Below are 18,688 nucleotides of genomic sequence, written 5' to 3' on the forward strand. Positions count from 1 at the left end.
GCCTCCGGTGTGAAACCCGCGACTACTTCATGGCGCAGATCGCGTCGGTGGTCAGCCAGATGGTCATGCAGTCGGAGGTGCACACCGAGCCTCCCGTGAACGCCCCGCAGAACTGGGTGAATCCCTGGCAACAGCCCAGTGTGAGCAGGAACTCGGTGCGGGACTCTCCACCCACGGCCGCACCGACCTCGGGATCGATGTTGGCGAGTTCTCCGGCCGGGTTGGCCGGGAGTGCCGCGCGGGTGGCGTGCGGCAGGCTGTCGCGGAAGTGCTGGTCCTTCCAGGCGCGAATGAGCGTATCGGTCATGGGGGCTCCCATTGGGTCGTGATGGGGGCACAGGCGATCGCCGCCAGGTGCAGCAGCGCGACGGCCTGTGGGTTGAGGTGCGCCGCCAAGGTGTGGCCGGTGTGTCATTGGCCTGTCATTCTCATGCGATCAATTGCGCTGCGAGGCGTTCATGGCGCAGCGCTCGCTGCGTCCCTTCGACGCACCCACATCCAATGCAAAACGACAAAACGGCGCCCGGGAGAACCCGAGCGCCGCCTGTGCACAATGTCTGAACTGTCTACAGTGGCTAGGGAGGGAATCGAACCCCCGACACGCGGATTTTCAGTCCGCTGCTCTACCAACTGAGCTACCTAGCCAAACCGGTACATGGTCGCCCATGTACCGGAGCCTTCGAATATATCAGGACGCGCCTCAAAGGGAACCGTCCGACCGCGCTCAGCGTGCCTTGGGACGCCCCACACTCACCACGTGCGCATTCACGCCATGATTGATCCGCAGACCAAAAATGCCGTCCGGATTCACCCGGGCACGCGGTAACGACGTCACGGCGGTGCCGTTCACCAGAAAACGCACGGTTTCGCCCTGGGCCTCCACACGGAGGTCGTTTTTCATGGCGTCGCCACCCGTCTGCAGCTTGATGGCCGGCGTGGCCGTCCAGTCGGTGAGCGTGGTCAGCTTCTCGCCCTGACGCTGCTTCACCAGGTAGCGGCCATCGTTGCGCAGCAGGAAGTACGTGTAGCGCTGGGCGGCGCCACCCAGATCGCTGCCCCCCAACACCAGACCGTACCCTTCATGGTCTCGGCCTTTGGTGGGAAACAGAAAAATCGAGCTCTCCACCACAAAATTGCCGCGCACCGTACTGTCGGCGTGCCACAACAACGCCGCCTGCCCCCCGGTGGTCACGTGGAACCCCGGGGTCATCTGCGCAAACGCCACCGTGTCTCCGCCCGCGCCATGGCCTGCATGCGCGGCACCTCCGTCATACCGCACCTGCCAGCCGATGGGGCGCTTCCCTTCGTTGCCACCGGTCTGATGCTGCGGGGAAGCCGGCGCTGCTTTGGCCTGCTGCGCCCCAAGCGGCGCCGCACAAAGCACGGAACAGGTGGCGGCCAGCGCGATACGACGCGTCCTGCGTCCATGCCATAGTCGGAGGGGCGGGATCTCGATCACATCGTCCTCGAAGGGAAAGAGTGGGCGTGCGCATGGAACAGACGACACCCGGATCGCGCTGTCCAGCCCCTTGGACGCCCCGCCAGCCGTCAAGGTTTCCGCTTGAGGGTCATCTCGAACGTCCGCGTCCAGGTCTTGCCGTCGTCCGTGGACGTGTGCCCGATCTCATGCCACTCCCCGGCCGGTGTTCTGGTGATCGTGTAGCGCGTGCGGTGCCCATCGGCCCCCGCAAAACCCCAGATGAATCCATCCGCACCAGTCAGTTCGGCGGTGAACTGCTGCGCCTGTCCCGATCCGGACGCCGAAAAGAACGTGTAGCGACTGGTGATCCCGTCATAGGCGAACATGCCGGCCGCATTGAACACCAGTCGCTCAGGCTGGTCGGGCGCCATCTTCATCGATCCCCGCCCCTGAATCATCAGCGCGGTGTTCATCGCCACCCGCTGCACCGTTTCCCGCTGGGTGAGCGTGAAGCTGCGCCCCCCATTGATGGCGGTGGCCGGTCCTTCCCACTCGCCCTCCAGCCACGCAAACCGCGCCATCGCGTCCTGCGCGGTGCGCAGCGTGGCGGCCCGCTGCTCGGGCGTTTGGGCCCCAACGGGTGCGGCCTTCAATCCGAGCCCCGCCAGCAACAGTCCACCGGCCAGCATCAGCGTTCGGCCGGAGCCCGAGAAAGACGACAGAGAGAGGCGCACGGAAGAGTCCCGGAAAGAGAAGGAAACGGCCGGCGGTCATCCCACAGCTCTGGGTCCGCCGGCGAACGCTGCATCTTCACTCGGCGCGCACATTCCGTCTTGCAGAAATCCGACAGCGCGCCGCCCTCGGTCAGTCGACCAACCCGCCGTGTTCGATCGTATCCAATCGGTCCTTGAGCCGCTTGGGCGAGAACTTCGTGAGCCGCGTCATCTCCCGCGTGAGATGCGCCTGGTCGCTGTACCCCGACTCCGCTGCCACCCCCGACCACCCCATGCGCTCGGTGAGTTGCTCCTCCACCACGCGCCGCAGCATGCCACGCCCTCGGCGCACCTGCGCAAACTGTTTGGGGGTGATGCCCACCATGGCCACGAAGTGCCGCTGCAATGTGCGCGGATGTACGCCCACGGCCGCCGCCACCTCCGACATGCGCTGCTGGCCATTGCTGGTCACCAGCAGATCCACCGCCTGACGCACCGCCTGCGCCATCGGTGTGCGCAACACATCGTGCGGGCGGGTGGCGCGCTCGGCGAGACGCGCCGCAATCCACTCGTCATAACATCGATGTACCGCGTCTTCATCGGCGCACGCGGCCACCTGTGCGCCCAGTGTCCAGGCGTCCTCACCCAACACGTCGCGTGCATCGAGATTGCGATCACACAACTGCGACGGCGGCACATCGAGAAACGCCGCCCCACACTCCGGACGGAACCGCACGCCACGCGAGCGCACCCCTTCACGCAGCGGCACCTCGTACGGCTGCAGCATGCCCGCATGCACACGCGCCGTGATCAGCGTGGCCTCATGGCAGACAAACACCAGCGTCACACAGCCATGCGGCCATACGCGGTGCACAAACGGATTGGTGGGCAGCTCGAACACATCGAACCCCCAGTACGCGGCCGCCACGGGCTGTGCGCCGACACCCGGTGGTGTCTCGACATAGCGCAGCCCGCGTGCGGCGTCAGTCATGGTGCGTCTTACTGACCCTTCACGTACTTCGCCGTGATGATGCTCTTGAGACCACCACGCACCTTGAAGTCACCCACCACGGTGAGCGCACGCGGTGACACGGCTTCGACCAGATCATCGAGGATGCGATTCACGACACGCTCGTAAAAGATGCCGTCGTTGCGGAAGCTCCAGAAATAGAGCTTGAGGCTCTTGAGCTCCACGCAATGCACATCGGGCGTGTAGGTGATGCGAATGGTGGCAAAATCGGGCGCGCCGCCTTCGAGCAGCTTGAGTTCGATCGCGTCCGTTTCGACACCGCCGAGTGGGCAGAGCGACGTGAACTCGTCGGTCTCCATGTAGATCTCGTAATCCCGGTCGGCGTAGGGATTCGGGAATTTCTCCAGCAATTCGGGCTTGGGCATCCCGAAATCTAAACGCTCCCTACTGTTCGTCGCGCAGCTTCCGCGACCATTCGTCGAGCAGCGAGCGCTCGTCCGAGGTCAGGCTGTCGATGCCTTCGGCCGCGATCTTGTCGAGCACGGCGTCGAAGGCCGTCTGCGATGACGGAGCGGCGGTGGCGGCCGGTGCCGGGCGGGCCGGCGCCGTGGGACGCACACGAGCCACGGCGGCCTTGCTCTGCGCGACGATATCGTCGATCTCGCGTTCACGCGGCCGGTTGCTGGACTTGGGCACGGCGCGCGGTGGCTCGTCGCCGTAGTCGGGGGCCGGCGCGATGCCGCGGCGGAACCGATCGAGGCTGCCGGCACGTGGCGCGCGCAAATAGATCCACCCCGCCACCATGCCGCCGATGTGCGCGGCATAGGCAGTGCCACCCAGGCTGCCGGCATCCACCACGGCCATCGTGATGTTGATCAGTGCCATGAACACCACCAACCAGCGCACCTTCATCGGCACCACGCCGAAGAACATCACTTCGTCGTCCGGCCAGCGTGAGGCGTATGCCACCGCCACACCGAGAATGGCAGCCGATGCACCAACCAACGTGCCGCCGCTGCCCTGGAACAGGTAGTGGAACGCCCAGCCACCAAGCCCGCACCACAGGTAGTACCAGGTGAACGTGCTCGAGCCCCACGCCCGCTCCACCCGTGGTCCGAACAACCACAACGTCCACATGTTCAGCAGAAGGTGCATGAGGCCACCGTGCACGAACATGTAGGTGCCCACCGTCCACAACGAACGTGACGCGAGGTCGCCGGCCGAATAACCGAACCAGCGCGCCATGTTGGCGTCGCCGACCAGCGTGGCCTGTACGAAGTACACGCCCACACACAATCCAATCAGCCAGTAGATGGCATTGGGACTGCGTGTGGACTCGAATTCGTCGTAGGTCGCGTACGCCATTGGAAGGGGACCGGGTCTCTTACGTCACTGCCACGTCTCAGCGCTTTGCGAGCGCCAGTTGCACGATGCGTTCACACAGATCGGGAAACAAGACGCCCGCTGCGGCCGCCGCCTGCGGAATGAGACTCGTCGGTGTCATTCCCGGCAACGTGTTGGCTTCCAGACACCACGGCTGCCCCTGGGGATCCAGCCGGAAATCGATGCGCGCATACCCCCGCAGCTTGAGGGCCTGAAACGCCCTTTTTGCTTGGTCGGCCAGCTTCGACGCCTCTTCCGGAGACAGTTCGGCCACGAACTCCTTGGCCATACCGGGCGTGTACTTGCACTCGTAGTCGTACAGCTCCTTCACCGGCTGGATCTCGATGGTCGGCAGCACGGCATCACCCAGAATGCCCACCGTCAGCTCCCGCCCAGGCACGAACCGCTCGATCATGACCTCGTCGTCGTAGCGGAACGCCTCCCGCACGGCGGCGGCCAGCTCCTCCGGCGCGCGCACGATGGACAGCCCCACCGTGCTGCCCTGCTTCGACGGCTTCACCACCACCGGCCAATCGAGATGCCGCCCCACATCGTCCGCGTCCAGCGTTTCGGCAGAGTCGGGTGCCGGCGCCATGATCCAGTTGGCGGTGGCCACGCCGGCCGAACGCAGCACCACCTTGCTGAGGTGTTTGTCCATGGCCAGCGCGCTCGCCAGGTGGCCGCTGCCGGTATACGGCACCCCCACCATGTCGAGCAGCGCCTGAATGGTGCCGTCTTCCCCCTGTCCGCCGTGCAGCGCCAGGAACAGACAGTCGGCTTCGGTGAGCTCGGGCAAGGTGCCCAGCACCGGCGAGAGCGCACGGGACTCGAGTCCGGCCAGCGCTTCCAGCGACGGGGGTGCACTGCCTACGCCGCTGGCCAGCAGGCTGCGCTCGGTCTCGCGGGTCAGAACCCCTTCGGCCGGGTCGAGGCAGATGACTTCATGCCCCTTTTCCCGCAGCGCCATCGCGATGCGGAGTCCGGACGAGAGGGAAACGTCACGTTCGGCGGAGACCCCGCCGAGCAATACGGTGATGCGGAGCGACTTGGACATGACACAAAGCTACCGCGAACCGCCAAATCCACTATGCGCCGCCGGACCTCAGTGGCGATCGAACTCCAGCGCGTCTTCCAGGGCGAAACGCACGATGCGCTCGAGGGTGGCGGTATCCGGCACCCGTTCCCACTCCCGCAGCACCACCACCCGGTCGAAGGGGTCGATGGTGACATGCCGGCTGGCGATGGGTGCCTCGGGGTCCACCGCAATCCACGCCTGCCACAGGGTCAGTCCGCGGGCGTTCACCACCACTCCGTGCGCATCTTCCCAGGTGGACGCACGGGGATCGGCGAAGAGTGCCGCGAGGCGCCCGCGGCTGTATTCGCGAAGCGGCTCCCCAAGGGCGTCAGTGAACTGATAGAGGGCGTGGATCATTGCGTGGAAGGACGGGTCGGCAGCGCGGTGTCGGACGGCATCGTCGGACACCCGCCATGCTCTGGAGACGGGGGACGGCAGCCGAGGTAACAGTTGAGCTTCGGCCCACCGTGGGAATTCGTCACGGTGACGGGGGCATTGGCCCCCGGGTATGGCGGGCTGACGGATCGAAAAACCCTCAGCCCGGAATTGCATGAAAACCCGGTACCTCCTGTCTCTCGCCCTGGTCGGGGCCACGCTGTCGGCGTGCGCCACCTCCACGGGAGTGGACAGTCTCGCTGACGGGGCCAAGAACTCGCCGAACGACAACGGTCAGATCGTTGCCGGTACGGTGGAGGTCAAGGCGACCCGTCCGAACCTGACACTGCGCAACACCACGGAAGCGGTGATCGGCTACATGGTGGTCGACAGTGAGATGGCCACGGTGGCCCTCTACCCGCCATGTGACGAGCGTTGTCCGCAGATTGTGCAGGGCGCTTCGGCCACCGTGCCGTACCCGTCGATCGCGGGGTACACCAACACGTCGAAGGCGGCGATCGTCATGTGGTGGACGTATCGTCGTGGCGCCGATGGGGTCCTGCGTCCCGACACGGGCGGGGTGCAGACAGCCCGCGTCACGCTTTGATTGATCGACACATTTTCGCAGTTCATTTCGTTTGACCGCATCTGATTCGGGTACTACGGGACGTGCATTCGCTCGACGCAGGAACACTTCACCTTGTGCTGCAACAGGCACGGCATGGCGATCGCGCAAGCTTCGCTCGGCTGGTGGAGCACTATTACCCGCGAGCGCTGCGCTTCGCCCTGCAGATGCTGCATCACCGTGAAGACGCCGAGGAGGCCGTGCAGGATGCCTTCTTGCGTGTTCATGACAACTTGGCGCGGTTCCGCGAGGATGCACCGTTCGATCCGTGGTTCTTCCGCATTCTCGGGAACCGTTGCCGCACCCTCATGGCGAAGCGCAAGCGACACCATGAGACCTTTGAATACGGCGACGTGCCGGTCGATGCGGCCAGCGACGCCGAAACAGACATCCCCGACGAAGGGTTTGTGCGCGATGTGCACCAGGCGCTCGCGCAGTTGCCTCCAGAACAACGCGAAGCCTTCCTGCTCCGTCATGTGAACGACATGGACTACGAAGAGATGACGATCGTGACGGGCGCGAAGGGCTCCACACTCCGCATGCGCGTGAAGCGCGCCATCGACACCTTGCGTGTCGTGCTGCGGGAGGGTGCGATCCATGAATGACCGGTTCCGGTCCCCACGCGAGGGTGGTGCGCCATCCTCCGCCGATTTCCGCGAAGGCGAAGACGATCTCCTGCTCCGGCAGGTGCGTGCCGCCCTCACCCCGATGCCCGCCGTCGATCGACGGGCCATCGCCCAGATTCTCACCGCGGTCGCCGATCGCAAGCGCACACCCTGGCAGCGATTCCTGGGCCGGTTCGAAGGAGTGCGTGAGTGGTGGCAGTTCTCCACGCCACCCCTGGCTCGTGTGGGCGGCATGGCTGCCCTGGCGCTCACCGTCGGCTTCGTGGCCCGCGGGTACCTGATGCGCCCCGATGCGCGGGTGGATGGGCGCGCCGGCGCCGGCATGGTGGCCACGGGCGTGGCCACCGGCGTTTCCCCGCAGGAGATCCCCCTGGGGCCGCAGCAAGGCACGACGTTGCGCGCGGTGGAAGGCACCGCGGACGCGTCCACCCTGCCGATCCCGGTGCAGTTCATGCTCGACGCCCGCGAAGTGGCGGGTGGCACCACCGTCAGTCTGGTTGGTGATTTCAACGACTGGGATGTCAACGCCATCCCGCTCACGCTCGACAACGGCGTCTGGAGCGCCACGCTGCCACTGCCGCCGGGCCGCCATGTGTACGCCTTCGTGGTCAACGGCAAGCGATGGATCGCCGATCCCCGTGCCCCGCAGGCACCCGATGCCGACTTCGGTCGTCCGGGTTCGGTCATCCTCGTACGCACCCCGTGAGGCATGACACGATGACCCGCCTCATCCGATCGCGTGGTCTCCGGCGCACACCGTTCACCGGTGTCATGGGCGCCGTCGGTGTTCTGGCACTGAGTGCGCTCTGCCCGTCTGCACTCGTTGCGCAGGACTCGGCTACGCCGTACGAAGCCATCGATGACGCCGGCGCCCGCACCGCCATCCGCACCCTGATTGCCGATGCGGCCGCCAAAGGGCTGCCCACGTCGCCACTCGTCACCAAGGTCCGCGAAGGCATTGCCAAGCGGGCAACGCCCGATCGCATCCGCAACGCCACGTCGCTGCTCGTCGATCGCCTCGAAAAGGCGTCCAGTGCGCTGGCACCGACACGATCGTCGGAAGAACTCGCCGCCGGCGCCGATGCCCTGCAGGCGGGCGTACCGGCCAGCACGCTGCGCGACATGCGCAAGCTCTGGCCCGGCAAGCCACTGACGGTGCCCCTTGGCGTGCTTTCGGAGATGGTCGCCAGCGGTGTCTCACAGTCCGTGGCCACACGCCGCGTGCGCGAGCTGCTGATCAAGGGTGCATCGTCGGCACAATTTGCTTCGATGGGCACGGAAGTGCGCAACGATATCGCGTCGGGACTCGCGCCAAATGCCGCTATGGAGCTACGCTCCAAGGGTGTCATTTCCTTGCTCAATTATCAGGCGCAGGTACTCAACGGCATGCAGCCGGCCAGCCCAGCGCCCATCCGACCCGGCACTCCGCCGAAGAAATAATTTTCCGCGCGCCGCGCTCGCGACGATGCATGCCGTACGCACCTGCATCGTCGCCACGGTCGCGACGGTGACAGTCGCCAGCCTCAGCGCCCGCCGAATGGACGCCCAGTCCACTCGTGGCGGTCCGCTGCTGTGGGTGGATCTCGGCGGTGCCCGCGTGCAACAACCGCTCAGCGCCGAACGTTCGGCGGCATCGATGGGCGGTGGCATCTGGCAACGCTTCGGTGCGCTGGGTATCGGCGGTGATGCGGCCATGACCTTCGCCGATGACAGCGCCGCGGCGGCCCAATGGGTGTTGCGCACGTCCTTGGCGCCCTCGTGGTTGCGCTGGTCGCGCACCGACGTGGACGTGAGCGCGACGACCATCGGTCTCGTGATGCCGGGACACAACGGCAATCGCAGCTTTCACGCGCGTCAGCTCGTGCAACTGGGGCCGATTGGTCTGCATGGCGGTGGTGGCGGTGGCCGCACCTCACGCATGGCGCTCAACAGCAAGGGCCACGCCTATGTGGGTGGCCTCACGGCCGACGTCGGCGGTCTGCGAGCAGGGGTGTCGCTGCAACGATCCTACACCAACGATTTCCAGCTCATGGAGGCGTCGAAGATTTTTTTGTCGCACCAGGCCATGCGCTATGCGCTGCGTGATGTCACGGGTGATGTGTCCTGGCGTTCATCGCGCCTGCTGCTCGCAGGCAGCATCGGTCGTCGCAAAGGTCTGCAGGAAACCCGGGGAACCGCGCGGAGTTATCTCGTCAGCGCCGGTTGGCAGTTCACGTCGTCAGTCATGATGTTTGCGCAGGTCGGCGAGCAGATGGCCGATGTGGTGCGCGGTGTGCCTCAGGCCCGCTATGCCGGAGGGGCGATCCGTTGGACACCGCGCCTGGGGCGCACGTCGACATCGCTCGCCACCTCGTCCGCTGTGCCCGAGTTGCGCGGTCCCGAAGTACTGCTCACGCGTGGTGAACAGGGTGGCACCATCGAACTGCGTATCAATGCGGCCAACGATGCGGTGGTCGAAGTGATGAGCAGCATCAGCGCCTGGGCCGTGACCCGGGTGTCCCGTCAGGGTGAAGCGTTCGTGTATCGCCTCACACTGCCCAGCGGCTCCCATCGCATCGCCGTGCGTATCAACGGCGGTGCCTGGCGTGCTCCCCTCGGACTGGCCTCGGTAGAAGACGATTTTGGCACCGGAGCAGGGTTGGTGGTCGTTCCGTAGTCCGGTGCGCTACACCGCGCGGAACTGCGTGGAGTACGACAACCCCGCGTCGTCTTGTCGCGTAGCGTCCGCATCGGTGATCTGATCTTCGGCACCCTGTGCACGCGCCCAGTCGCGAAAGCCAGCGGGAGCACGTTGCAGCTCGTGCAACCGCGCGTAGGTGATCGTGCGGATGTGCTCCCAATCATGCAGGTCGCCAAGATCCGTGGCACGCAGCGATGCCGCCGAGAGTCGCGTGGCGTGCACGGTGGCCCCCGCGAGCACGGCGCCATCGAGTGTGGCGGCCGTGAGATTTGCCCCCGACAGGTCGGCGCCCTTGAGATTGGCCTGTGTCAGATCCGCTCCTTGCAGGTTGGCATCGCGCAAGCTGGCGAATTGCAGATTGGCCCCACGCAGATCGATGCCTTCGAGCCATGCGCCATCGACATTCACACCGGCGAGCGATTGTCCATTGCGCACAAGATTGGCCAGCGCGTCGACACGACCGCCGCTCCCGCCCTTGCCCTGCGCACTGTTCACGACCTGCCACGCCTGATAGTTGGAATCGGTCAGCGCCTGCACATTGCGCACCTTGTCAGCCGCCAGCCGCTCGCGGCGGTTGGCCCAGAACTGATAGGCGCCGAACACGAAGATGATGATCTGCCAGAACTTGACCAGGTTGGCCAGCGCATCGATGATCATGGCGGAATCGAAGAGGGAACGCATGCCCGCAGTCTGCACGCGTTGACCTGTTCGTCACGGGCTGTTGCCGTTTTGTGACGGGATTGTGTCGCAGGATCCCGTCAGGCTGCCGCTGTGGTGAACACCTCACGCAACTGCTGCACGGCCCAGATCAGGTCGTCTTTGCTCACCACCAGTGGTGGCGATAGGCGGATCACATGATCGTGTGTTTCCTTGCACAGCATGCCCCGCGCCATGAGGGCTTCACACCACGGGCGCGCCGATCCACGCAATTCGATGCCCACCAGCAGGCCACGACCGCGCACATCCACGATGTCCTGATGTGAGAGCGCCTGCACCTGCTGCAGGAACCAGGCACCGAGTGCGGCACTGCGTTCGGCAAGGTGTTCATCCTGCAACACACGCAGCGCCGTGCGCGCCACGGCGCACCCGAGCGGATTGCCGCCGAAGGTGCTGCCATGCGAACCGGGCCCGAACACATCGAGCACGTTGCGCCGCGACACCACGGCCGACACAGGATAGAAGCCGCCCGACAGCGCCTTGCCCAACACCAACATGTCGGGCTTCACATCCTCGTGATCGCAGGCGAACATCGCTCCGGTGCGCCCGAGTCCCGTCTGGATTTCATCGGCGATGAGCAACACCTCGTGCTCGCGACACAGGTCGGCCAGCGCCCGCAGGAAACCCGGCGGCGGGATCAGCACGCCGGCTTCACACTGAATGGGCTCCACCAGTACGGCACACACGTTGCGATGCATCAACGCGCGCACGGCTTCGATATCGCCAAACGGCGCCAATACGAAGCCCGGTGCGAACGGACCAAATCCTTCGCGATACGATGGCTCGGACGAGAAGCCGACAATGGTGGTGGTCCGTCCGTGGAAGTTGCCATTGAAAGCGATGATCGTGGCGTGCCCATCGGGAATGCCTTTTGTGCGATAGCCCCATCGACGCGCGGCCTTGATGGCTGTCTCCACCGCTTCGGCGCCGGTGTTCATCGGCAACACCATCTCCATACCGCACGCAGTCGCCAACTCCTCGCAGAACGGCCCCAACTGATCATTCCGGAAGGCGCGCGACGTGAGTGTCACCCGCGAGGCCTGTTCGATCATCGTCTGCAGAATGCGGGGATGTGCGTGACCATGATTGACGGCCGAGTACGCGCTGAGGCAGTCGAGATAGCGCTTGCCGTTCACATCGGTCACCCACGCGCCCTGTGCGGATTCGATCACCAGATCGAGCGGACGATAGTTGTGGGCGCCCCACTGGTCTTCGCGAGCGATGAATTCCTGTGTGACGCTTGGCGTGGTGAGTGATGTCATGATGAGCTCCTTCCAGTGCGGCAGGCAGTAACTAGAGTATGCGTCGACCGAACGCGCTGGCCACGAGGTCGGTTGCCAGCTCCGCGGTGGCATTGGCCCGATCCAGAATGGGATTGATCTCCACCAGGTCCATCGCCAGCATGACGCGCGAATCGTTGATGATTTCCATTGCGAGGTGCGCCTCGCGCAGACTCACACCGCCGCGTACTGGAGTACCTACCCCCGGCGCTTCCCGGGGATCGATGAAGTCGGCGTCGAGCGAGACATGCACACCGCCCGTGCCATGCGTGACGACCTGCATCGCTTCGTCCATCACATTCCGCATGCCACGTTCGTCGATATCGCGCATGGTGAACGCGCGAATGCCAAGCTGGGCGATGGTGTGTTTCTCCGCCTCGTCGAGGTCGCGCAGTCCGATGTACACGAGATGCTCGGCACGCACCGCAGGTGTGACCGACGCAAGGCGCGACAGACGCTCATCGCCCAGCCCCAGCAGATGCGCCACAGGCATGCCATGCACGTTGCCCGTGAGCGTGGTGTCCGGTGTGTTGATGTCGGCATGGGCATCGAACCAGATGAGGCCAACACGTTCACCGCGCTCGGCGAGCACCGTGGCCGTGCCGGCCACCGAGCCCACCGACAGGGAATGGTCGCCACCGATCACCAGCGGACACGTCCCATGCCGGACGGCATTGGCGGTACGCGCCGCCAGTTCCGCCGCCACCAGCGCGATGGCCCCGATACGGCCCAACGGCGACGAGGGCACTTCGCTCCGATCAGGCACCCGCACATTGCCCTCGTCGGTCACGCTCAGGCCCAATCGACGAATCACGTCGGCCACATCGGCCAGACGCATCGCACTGGGTCCCATGTCCACACCACGTCGGCTGGCGCCCAGATCCATGGGCACGCCGATAATGCGAACGGCATCACGATCGGGAGATGGCGGGATGTAGTTCATGCCCGAAATCTCGGCATTTCCGTGTTAGCAACAAGCCAACAAAGCTTGCATTAAGTGCACTATTTCTTGCGTATTGTCATATCAAATTGGCATTTTGATAATCCTGGTACCCACATAGACACGGAGGCGGCTCATGGATGACACCGACCACCAGTTGCTGGCCCTGCTGCGCGAAAACGCCCGTGCGCCGGTCGCCCGTCTAGCCACTCAACTGGGCGTCTCTCGTGCGACGGTGCAGAACCGTATCGATCGCATGCTCAGGGACCGGGTGCTGCTGGGCTTCACGGTGCGGGTCACCACGGAAGCGGCCCGACGCCGCGTACGCGCCACCATGATGGTGGGCGTGGAAGGTGATCACGCCGAGAGTGTGCTCATGACGCTGCGCGGCTATCCCGAGGTGCGCGCGCTGCACACCACCAACGGACGTTGGGATCTGGTGGTGGAGCTCGACACCGAGACGCTGGAAGATTTCGATCGCGTGCTGCAGCGCATTCGCAGCGTGAAGGGCATCGTCAATTCCGAAACCAACCTGCTGTTGTCCACCCACAAGCTGTAGCGCACACCAGAACCAGCTCACCTGGTCAGGGCGCGAACATCCACGCGCTCGCCTGTGGACGGAGGTTTGCGCCATAACCGCCGGTGATCAACGCCGAGCCGTCGGACAGCAGCGCCACGGCTGAGAACTGGCCAGCCAGATCGGAGCGACCACCGACCAGCGCGAACTGTCCACGCTGCGGATCATACACTTCGGCCTGCGCCGCCCCACCGGCGATGAGCACACGTCCATCGGGCAGCAGCACCGAACTGCCGGCGTGTTTGTAGCGACTGCGGTGCATCGTCGCGGTCAGCCGTGTGAAGCGCTGTGTGGAGGGGTCATATCGTTCGGCGTGGTTGTAGACACCACGATCATCGCGTTCGTCAGACCCCCCGGTCACGAGCACCTGTCCGTCGGCCATCAGTACGGCATCGTGCTTGTGACGGCGCACCTGCATGTCGCCCACCGCAGTGAATCTCCGTGTGACTGGATCGTATTCTTCCGCCGACGCGAACAACCGCATGTCGGCGCGTCGTCCCTGATGACCACCCACGATCAACACACGACCGTTGCGGAGTCGTACGGCCACATGACTCTCGCGCGCGGTGGTCATGTCCCCCACGGCCGTGAACCGTCCGGTGGCAGGATCGTAGCGCTCGGCGTTCGCCAGAAAGGTCCAGTCGGGACCGAGACCACCGGCGATCAACACCGATCCGTCTGCAAGCAACACGGCCACGTGCCCACTGCGTGCTTGCTGCAGTGCGCCGGTAGGCACAAAACGATTGATTGACGGATCGAAGAGATCGGCGCGTGTGGTGGGTGTGTTGTCGGGACCGTAACCGCCGACAATCAACACACGTCCGTCGGCCAATCGTGTGGCGGTATGACTGTGGCGCACGGTGTTCGTTGTGGCCACGGGTATGAACCGATTGCGCGCGCGATCATACAGTTCCGCGTTCACTGGCGATATCTCTGCCAGAAATCCGCCCACCACCAGCACCCGTCCATCAGTCAGCGCGGTGGCGGTATGCGCTGCACGCGCCGCACTCATGGGTGCGGCGGCCGCGATGGTGCCAACCGCCATGGTGGCGGGCGTGGACAGCACAACGGCGGCCGACAGTACCGCGGCGCGCGAAAAACTCGGAGACCAGATTGGCATAGGCGACGCGAAGAGAGCGAGGAAGGTCCGCTCATTCGATACCGCGCGCGCTCCGGGCGTTTATCGCCCCACCACATTGGGCTCCGTCAGGGTCGCGGTGATAACCACGCCCTGACGGAGCCGGTCCTGCTCAACTGCGATGCATCAGGTATTCGAGCACGTCATAGCGTGTCACGATGCCCTGAATGATGCCGTCCTTGCGCATCAGCACCGCACGATTGCTCTTGGACAGCAGCTTGGCCACGCTCTCTACGGCCTGGTCCGACTCGACGATGGGGAACGGCTGGTCCATCGCATCGCTCACCGTGTGATCGAGCACCTTCGGGTCGGCAAGCGACTTGGTGGTGAGCTGCGATTCGGCCACACTGCCCACGCAGACCGTACCATCCATGACCGGCACCTGCGACACGTCATGCAATGCCATCAGACGAATGGCTTGTCGCACCGTAGCGCCCGGCGTCACGCTCACGATCGCTGCGGCGCTGGTGTCCTTGTTGCCCAGCACATCGGCGATGGAGGTCTGCGGCGCATCGAGCAACTGGTTTTCGCGCATCCACTCGTCGTTGTACAATTTGCTGAGATATCGCTCGCCCGTATCGCAGAGGAACGTCACGACCATGGCCTCGGGATCATCGAGACGCCGAGCCACGTTGAGCGCCGCATGGGCGATCAGACCGGCCGAACCACCCACGAAGATGCCTTCTTCGCGCGTGAGACGACGCGCCATGGAGAACGCGTCCTTGTCGCTCACCGAGATGAACTCGTCGATGACACTCATGTCGAGTGTCTCCGGCACACAGTCCTGACCCACGCCTTCCACTTTGTACGGCGCGCCGGTGGGATGTCCCTCACCCTTCGAGCGCCACAATTCCGCCAGCACCGAACCCATCGGATCGGCCGCGATGATCTTGATGTTCGGGTTCTTGCTCTTGAGGTAGCGGGCCACGCCCGTGATGGTGCCACCCGTGCCCGCCGACGCGACGAAGTGCGTGATACGCCCCTGCGTCTGCTCCCAGATTTCGGGACCCGTCGTGGCCACGTGTGCTGCGGGATTGGCGGGGTTCTCGAATTGACCGGCCAGCACCGCGCCCGGTGTTTCCTTCACGATGCGCTTGGCCATCTGCACGTAATTCTGCGGATGGTCCGGCGGCACCGCCGTGGGCGTGATGATTACTTCGGCACCGAACGCTTTCAGCAGGCGGACTTTTTCCTGCGACATCTTGTCGGGCATGGTGAAGATGCACCGGTAGCCCTTGAGTGCTGCCGCAATGGCCAGTCCCACCCCGGTATTCCCGCTCGTGGCTTCCACGATCGTCCCACCGGGCTTGAGTGTGCCGGCGGCTTCGTGTGCTTCGATCATCGGCAACCCGATGCGATCCTTCACACTGCCACCGGGGTTGAAGAAGTCGGCCTTCCCGAGCAGTGGTGTCCGGATCCCCTTGGCCACCCGCGCGAGGTGGATGAGCGGCGTCCACCCGATCGTCGCCAGTACGTTCTCGTAGGGGAGGCGGTGCCGGACGTGTTCTGCAGGAGTGGCCGACGCGGAGTCGGCGGAAAGCGTAGTGGCCATGGTAGAGTTGGTCACGAAAACAGGAGGGACGGGACGAGCACACCGTCGTGGGCGCGCCGCTTCGTGCAGTGACGTAATCTACACCTGGCCGCCGCCGCCTGCCCTCGCATCCGTTGTGACGCAGTCCATCTTTCTTTCGAGGTGACGCCCACCGCTGCCCTGCGGTTCAGGCATCACATCTCCCGCCCCGCGTCCGATGTGTCACCTGTGGTTATTCACGGCTGATCGTTTCTTGCCTGGACTGTGTTCATGACTCCGTTGCGCAATTTTCTGGCGCGTACTGTGCCCGCCGCCCTTTGGACGTCGAGCCTGGTGCTGTTGGCCACGGCCTGTGGCTCCAGTGGCGACAGTGGCACCGATCCCGGTCCGGCCCCCACCGCCATCCGCGCCGATGCGGGCAATCAGCAGACGGGGGTGGCCGGTGTGGCCCTGCCCACGCCACTGTCCGTGGTGGTCACCGACAAAGACAACAAGCCCGTTGCCAGTCGGCGCGTGGAATGGAACGTGAGCGCGGGCTCCGGTTCGGTCAGCCCCGCCGTGTCCACCACCAACAGCAGCGGCGCAGCCACCGCGCTCTGGACACTCGGCACCACCGCCGGCACGGTGCGTGTCACCGCGCAGGTCTCGGGACTCAACCCGGTCACGTTCACCGCCACCGTGTTGCCCGGCGCCGCGACGACAGTCGTTGCCACACCCGAAGTGGCCTACCTTGGCGTCGGCGACACCGTGCGGGTGCGCGCGTCCGTGCGTGATCAACACGGCAATCAGATTGCCGGGCAGGAAGTGACGTTCTCCTCGCTCGAGTCGAATGTGGCATCGGTGAACGCCAGCGGACTGGTGACAGCCCTTGTGCAGGGCACCGCGCGCATCGTGGCCGGTGGTGCGGGACGCGCCGACACCGTGCCGGTCACCGTAGGGCCGGCCGGTGCCAGCCTCTGTGGCCCGGTCACTGCACGCGCCCTCGCACTCGGCGAGGTGTACGTGCCACCGGCCGGATCCAACAGCATCTCCGCGTGCATCTCCGCGCAGAACATCATCAACGCCGAGTACGCGCTCACGCTCATTTCGACCAGCACCAACTTCGGTGCGGCCACGATCCTGGATGTGGTCAGTGCGGGCACCAATGCGCCGGTCTTCGGAGCGCTCACGGGCGATGGCAGCACGGTCAGCAGTGCGTTGCTCGATGGACTGACTGGTGCAACCGTGGTACAGGCAGGCACCGATGCCAACACCGAAGCCGAGTGGCGTCGATCGCTGATCGCGCAGCGGGAACTCACCCCGTTGGTGAACGAGGCCCGTGCCTGGCAAACGCAGCGCACGTCGCTCAGCCGGAGCGCGCTACTGGCCGACCTGGCGGTTGGCGACGCCATTCGCCTGAACGTCAATTCCAATCTGGCCTGCTCTGCCGCCGACATGCGCAATGGCCGTGTCGCGGCAGTGGGAACGCGGGCCGTGATCGTGACCGATACCGACAACCCCACCGGTGGGTACACGGACGCCGAGTACACCAGCATTCTGGCCACATTCGACACACTCGTGTTTCCGATGGACACCAGTGCGTTCGGTGCGCCGAGCAACATCAGTCAATACGGCAAGATCATCCTGTTCTACACGCGCGCCGTGAACGCCCTGACGCCCTCGGGGGCTGCCTACACCATCGGCGGGTTTTTCTTCGCGCGTGATCTGTATCCCAAGACCGCCCGTACCGGCGTGCAGGCCTGCGCGGCGTCGAATGAAAACGAGATGTTCTATCTGCTCGTGCCCGATCCCAATGCCACGATCAATGGGAACCGTCGCACGAAGGACGAGGTGACCCTGCTCAATCTCGCCACCATCGCCCACGAGCTGCAGCACCTCATCAATGCCTCACGCCGGCTGTACGTGAACGTGGGCGCTTCTCCCAATGAGCAAACCTGGCTCGACGAGGGGTTGTCGCATATCGCCGAAGAATTGTTGTTCTTCCGCGTGGCCGGTTTCTCCTCACGGCAGAACATCACGCTCAACGACATCAGCGCGACCACAGTGCGCTCCGAGCAGTTCCGCAACTACGCTTCGCAGAACTTCTCGCGCTTCTACAACTTCCTCATCGCACCGGAAACCAACTCGCCGTACGCACCCAATGATTCGCTGTCCACGCGCGGCGCGATCTGGAACTTCCTGCGGTATGCGGCAGGTCGACAAGGCGCCAGCGGCGAGGCGGCGTTTCTGCGGGCGCTGGTCAATTCGAACACCACGGGTGTCGCCAACCTGCAATCCGTGCTCTCCGGCAATCAGTTCGCCGACTATCTGCGTGATTGGTCAGTCGCACTCATCGCCGACGACTACACCGCTGCCACCACGACCGCGCTCGGAGCGACCTACACCATTCCGGCATGGAGTTTCCGCAGCATCTACCCCGGGCTCCGATTCAGCGGCGGCGGAGCGCTTGGGGTGTATCCGATTGCCACGCGCTCCCTGCGCAGCAATGTGCCCCAGCGTGTCGCGCTGGCCGGTGGCACCAGCAGTTACCTGCGGTTCAGTCTGTCCAACACCAGTGCGCTCATCACGGTCAGCAGCAATGGTGCGGTACCCCCATCGTCATTGCGATACGCACTGGTGCGCATCCGCTGATCCGGAG

At 64.7% G+C, this 18,688-nt stretch carries 20 protein-coding genes and 1 tRNA gene; 7 read left to right on the forward strand and 14 right to left on the reverse strand.

The annotated features are described in order from the left end of the window. Window positions 1-22: 22 nt before the first annotated feature. From GAU_RS19825 to GAU_RS19865, 9 genes are all read right to left on the reverse strand, one after another. Window positions 23-307: a mersacidin/lichenicidin family type 2 lantibiotic gene (locus tag GAU_RS19825; RefSeq protein ID WP_015895698.1), complete on the reverse strand. Its 285-nt coding sequence runs from the start codon at window positions 305-307 to the stop codon at window positions 23-25. Window positions 308-572: 265 nt separating this feature from the next. Then, a tRNA-Phe gene (locus GAU_RS19830) sits at window positions 573-645 on the reverse strand. A gap of 79 nt (window positions 646-724) precedes the next feature. Continuing rightward, the gene (locus GAU_RS19835; protein ID WP_052574563.1) at window positions 725-1,459 is read right to left on the reverse strand and encodes a hypothetical protein; all 735 of its coding nucleotides are present in this window, start codon (window positions 1,457-1,459) and stop codon (window positions 725-727) included. Window positions 1,460-1,548: 89 nt separating this feature from the next. Beyond that, window positions 1,549-2,154 carry a hypothetical protein gene (locus tag GAU_RS19840; RefSeq protein ID WP_156799158.1) on the reverse strand — a complete coding sequence of 202 codons (606 nt, stop codon included), beginning with the start codon at window positions 2,152-2,154 and terminating at the stop codon, window positions 1,549-1,551. Between the two features lie 130 nt (window positions 2,155-2,284). Then, window positions 2,285-3,124, reverse strand: coding sequence for a helix-turn-helix domain-containing protein (locus GAU_RS19845; protein ID WP_015895701.1), 840 nt, complete (start codon window positions 3,122-3,124; stop codon window positions 2,285-2,287). 8 nt (window positions 3,125-3,132) lie between these two features. Beyond that, window positions 3,133-3,528 (reverse strand): preQ(1) synthase, encoded by a 396-nt coding sequence (gene queF / locus GAU_RS19850; RefSeq protein WP_015895702.1) that lies wholly within the window; start codon window positions 3,526-3,528, stop codon window positions 3,133-3,135. Between the two features lie 19 nt (window positions 3,529-3,547). Continuing rightward, a complete protein-coding gene (locus GAU_RS19855; RefSeq protein WP_015895703.1) occupies window positions 3,548-4,468 on the reverse strand; it encodes a rhomboid family intramembrane serine protease in 921 nt (306 codons plus the stop codon). Between the two features lie 37 nt (window positions 4,469-4,505). Next, entirely contained in the window at window positions 4,506-5,540 is a 1,035-nt protein-coding gene (locus tag GAU_RS19860) for a D-alanine--D-alanine ligase family protein (protein WP_015895704.1), read from the reverse strand. A gap of 48 nt (window positions 5,541-5,588) precedes the next feature. After that, the gene (locus GAU_RS19865; protein ID WP_015895705.1) at window positions 5,589-5,918 is read right to left on the reverse strand and encodes a hypothetical protein; all 330 of its coding nucleotides are present in this window, start codon (window positions 5,916-5,918) and stop codon (window positions 5,589-5,591) included. 193 nt (window positions 5,919-6,111) lie between these two features. Here GAU_RS19865 and GAU_RS19870 point away from each other — a divergent pair, with 193 nt between their 5' ends. The 5 genes from GAU_RS19870 to GAU_RS19890 all read left to right on the forward strand — a co-directional run bounded on the left by GAU_RS19870 (window position 6,112) and on the right by GAU_RS19890 (window position 9,843). Continuing rightward, window positions 6,112-6,543 carry a hypothetical protein gene (locus tag GAU_RS19870; protein WP_015895706.1) on the forward strand — a complete coding sequence of 144 codons (432 nt, stop codon included), beginning with the start codon at window positions 6,112-6,114 and terminating at the stop codon, window positions 6,541-6,543. A 95-nt stretch (window positions 6,544-6,638) separates the two neighbouring features. Next, complete coding sequence (locus GAU_RS21550; RefSeq protein WP_052574564.1) at window positions 6,639-7,166, forward strand: RNA polymerase sigma factor; 528 nt, start codon at window positions 6,639-6,641, stop codon at window positions 7,164-7,166. Then, window positions 7,159-7,893 (forward strand): isoamylase early set domain-containing protein, encoded by a 735-nt coding sequence (locus GAU_RS22075; protein WP_015895708.1) that lies wholly within the window; start codon window positions 7,159-7,161, stop codon window positions 7,891-7,893. The genes GAU_RS21550 and GAU_RS22075 overlap by 8 nt, the downstream gene beginning before the upstream one ends. 11 nt (window positions 7,894-7,904) lie before the next feature. Continuing rightward, a complete protein-coding gene (locus GAU_RS19885) occupies window positions 7,905-8,627 on the forward strand; it encodes a hypothetical protein (protein WP_015895709.1) in 723 nt (240 codons plus the stop codon). A 25-nt stretch (window positions 8,628-8,652) separates the two neighbouring features. Then, window positions 8,653-9,843 (forward strand): hypothetical protein, encoded by a 1,191-nt coding sequence (locus GAU_RS19890; protein WP_015895710.1) that lies wholly within the window; start codon window positions 8,653-8,655, stop codon window positions 9,841-9,843. 9 nt (window positions 9,844-9,852) lie between these two features. Here GAU_RS19890 and GAU_RS21560 read toward each other — a convergent pair whose 3' ends face one another. From GAU_RS21560 to rocF, 3 genes are all read right to left on the reverse strand, one after another. Continuing rightward, window positions 9,853-10,548 carry a pentapeptide repeat-containing protein gene (locus tag GAU_RS21560; RefSeq protein WP_083765807.1) on the reverse strand — a complete coding sequence of 232 codons (696 nt, stop codon included), beginning with the start codon at window positions 10,546-10,548 and terminating at the stop codon, window positions 9,853-9,855. A 77-nt stretch (window positions 10,549-10,625) separates the two neighbouring features. Then, the gene (rocD, locus tag GAU_RS19900) at window positions 10,626-11,846 is read right to left on the reverse strand and encodes an ornithine--oxo-acid transaminase (protein WP_015895712.1); all 1,221 of its coding nucleotides are present in this window, start codon (window positions 11,844-11,846) and stop codon (window positions 10,626-10,628) included. 31 nt (window positions 11,847-11,877) lie between these two features. Further along, on the reverse strand, window positions 11,878-12,807 hold the full coding sequence (gene rocF, locus GAU_RS19905) for an arginase (RefSeq protein WP_015895713.1): 930 nt from the start codon (window positions 12,805-12,807) through the stop codon (window positions 11,878-11,880). Between the two features lie 133 nt (window positions 12,808-12,940). On the opposite strand from rocF, the gene GAU_RS19910 reads away from it, so the two are divergent. Beyond that, on the forward strand, window positions 12,941-13,363 hold the full coding sequence (locus GAU_RS19910) for an Lrp/AsnC family transcriptional regulator (RefSeq protein ID WP_015895714.1): 423 nt from the start codon (window positions 12,941-12,943) through the stop codon (window positions 13,361-13,363). A 25-nt stretch (window positions 13,364-13,388) separates the two neighbouring features. Here GAU_RS19910 and GAU_RS19915 read toward each other — a convergent pair whose 3' ends face one another. Then, a complete protein-coding gene (locus tag GAU_RS19915) occupies window positions 13,389-14,501 on the reverse strand; it encodes a Kelch repeat-containing protein (protein ID WP_015895715.1) in 1,113 nt (370 codons plus the stop codon). A 130-nt stretch (window positions 14,502-14,631) separates the two neighbouring features. Next, window positions 14,632-16,086, reverse strand: a complete 1,455-nt coding sequence (locus GAU_RS19920) for a pyridoxal-phosphate dependent enzyme (RefSeq protein ID WP_231847945.1) — start codon at window positions 16,084-16,086, stop codon at window positions 14,632-14,634. A 234-nt stretch (window positions 16,087-16,320) separates the two neighbouring features. Here GAU_RS19920 and GAU_RS19925 point away from each other — a divergent pair, with 234 nt between their 5' ends. Further along, entirely contained in the window at window positions 16,321-18,681 is a 2,361-nt protein-coding gene (locus tag GAU_RS19925; protein WP_041265753.1) for an Ig-like domain-containing protein, read from the forward strand. Window positions 18,682-18,688: the final 7 nt, after the last annotated feature.

The sequence above is a fragment of the Gemmatimonas aurantiaca T-27 genome, from assembly GCF_000010305.1.
In the GTDB taxonomy this organism is placed as follows: Bacteria; Gemmatimonadota; Gemmatimonadetes; order Gemmatimonadales; family Gemmatimonadaceae; genus Gemmatimonas; species Gemmatimonas aurantiaca.

Coding starts and splice junctions, on each gene's coding strand:
- GAU_RS19825 (WP_015895698.1), bottom strand. CDS start 307: ATGACCGATACGCTCATTCGCGCCTGGAAGGACCAGCACTTCCGCGAC.
- GAU_RS19845 (WP_015895701.1), bottom strand. CDS start 3,124: ATGACTGACGCCGCACGCGGGCTGCGCTATGTCGAGACACCACCGGGT.
- queF (WP_015895702.1), bottom strand. CDS start 3,528: ATGCCCAAGCCCGAATTGCTGGAGAAATTCCCGAATCCCTACGCCGAC.
- GAU_RS19855 (WP_015895703.1), bottom strand. CDS start 4,468: ATGGCGTACGCGACCTACGACGAATTCGAGTCCACACGCAGTCCCAAT.
- GAU_RS19860 (WP_015895704.1), bottom strand. CDS start 5,540: ATGTCCAAGTCGCTCCGCATCACCGTATTGCTCGGCGGGGTCTCCGCC.
- GAU_RS19865 (WP_015895705.1), bottom strand. CDS start 5,918: ATGATCCACGCCCTCTATCAGTTCACTGACGCCCTTGGGGAGCCGCTT.
- GAU_RS19870 (WP_015895706.1), top strand. CDS start 6,112: ATGAAAACCCGGTACCTCCTGTCTCTCGCCCTGGTCGGGGCCACGCTG.
- GAU_RS22075 (WP_015895708.1), top strand. CDS start 7,159: ATGAATGACCGGTTCCGGTCCCCACGCGAGGGTGGTGCGCCATCCTCC.
- GAU_RS19885 (WP_015895709.1), top strand. CDS start 7,905: ATGACCCGCCTCATCCGATCGCGTGGTCTCCGGCGCACACCGTTCACC.
- GAU_RS19890 (WP_015895710.1), top strand. CDS start 8,653: ATGCATGCCGTACGCACCTGCATCGTCGCCACGGTCGCGACGGTGACA.
- GAU_RS21560 (WP_083765807.1), bottom strand. CDS start 10,548: ATGCGTTCCCTCTTCGATTCCGCCATGATCATCGATGCGCTGGCCAAC.
- rocD (WP_015895712.1), bottom strand. CDS start 11,846: ATGACATCACTCACCACGCCAAGCGTCACACAGGAATTCATCGCTCGC.
- rocF (WP_015895713.1), bottom strand. CDS start 12,807: ATGAACTACATCCCGCCATCTCCCGATCGTGATGCCGTTCGCATTATC.
- GAU_RS19910 (WP_015895714.1), top strand. CDS start 12,941: ATGGATGACACCGACCACCAGTTGCTGGCCCTGCTGCGCGAAAACGCC.
- GAU_RS19915 (WP_015895715.1), bottom strand. CDS start 14,501: ATGCCAATCTGGTCTCCGAGTTTTTCGCGCGCCGCGGTACTGTCGGCC.
- GAU_RS19925 (WP_041265753.1), top strand. CDS start 16,321: ATGACTCCGTTGCGCAATTTTCTGGCGCGTACTGTGCCCGCCGCCCTT.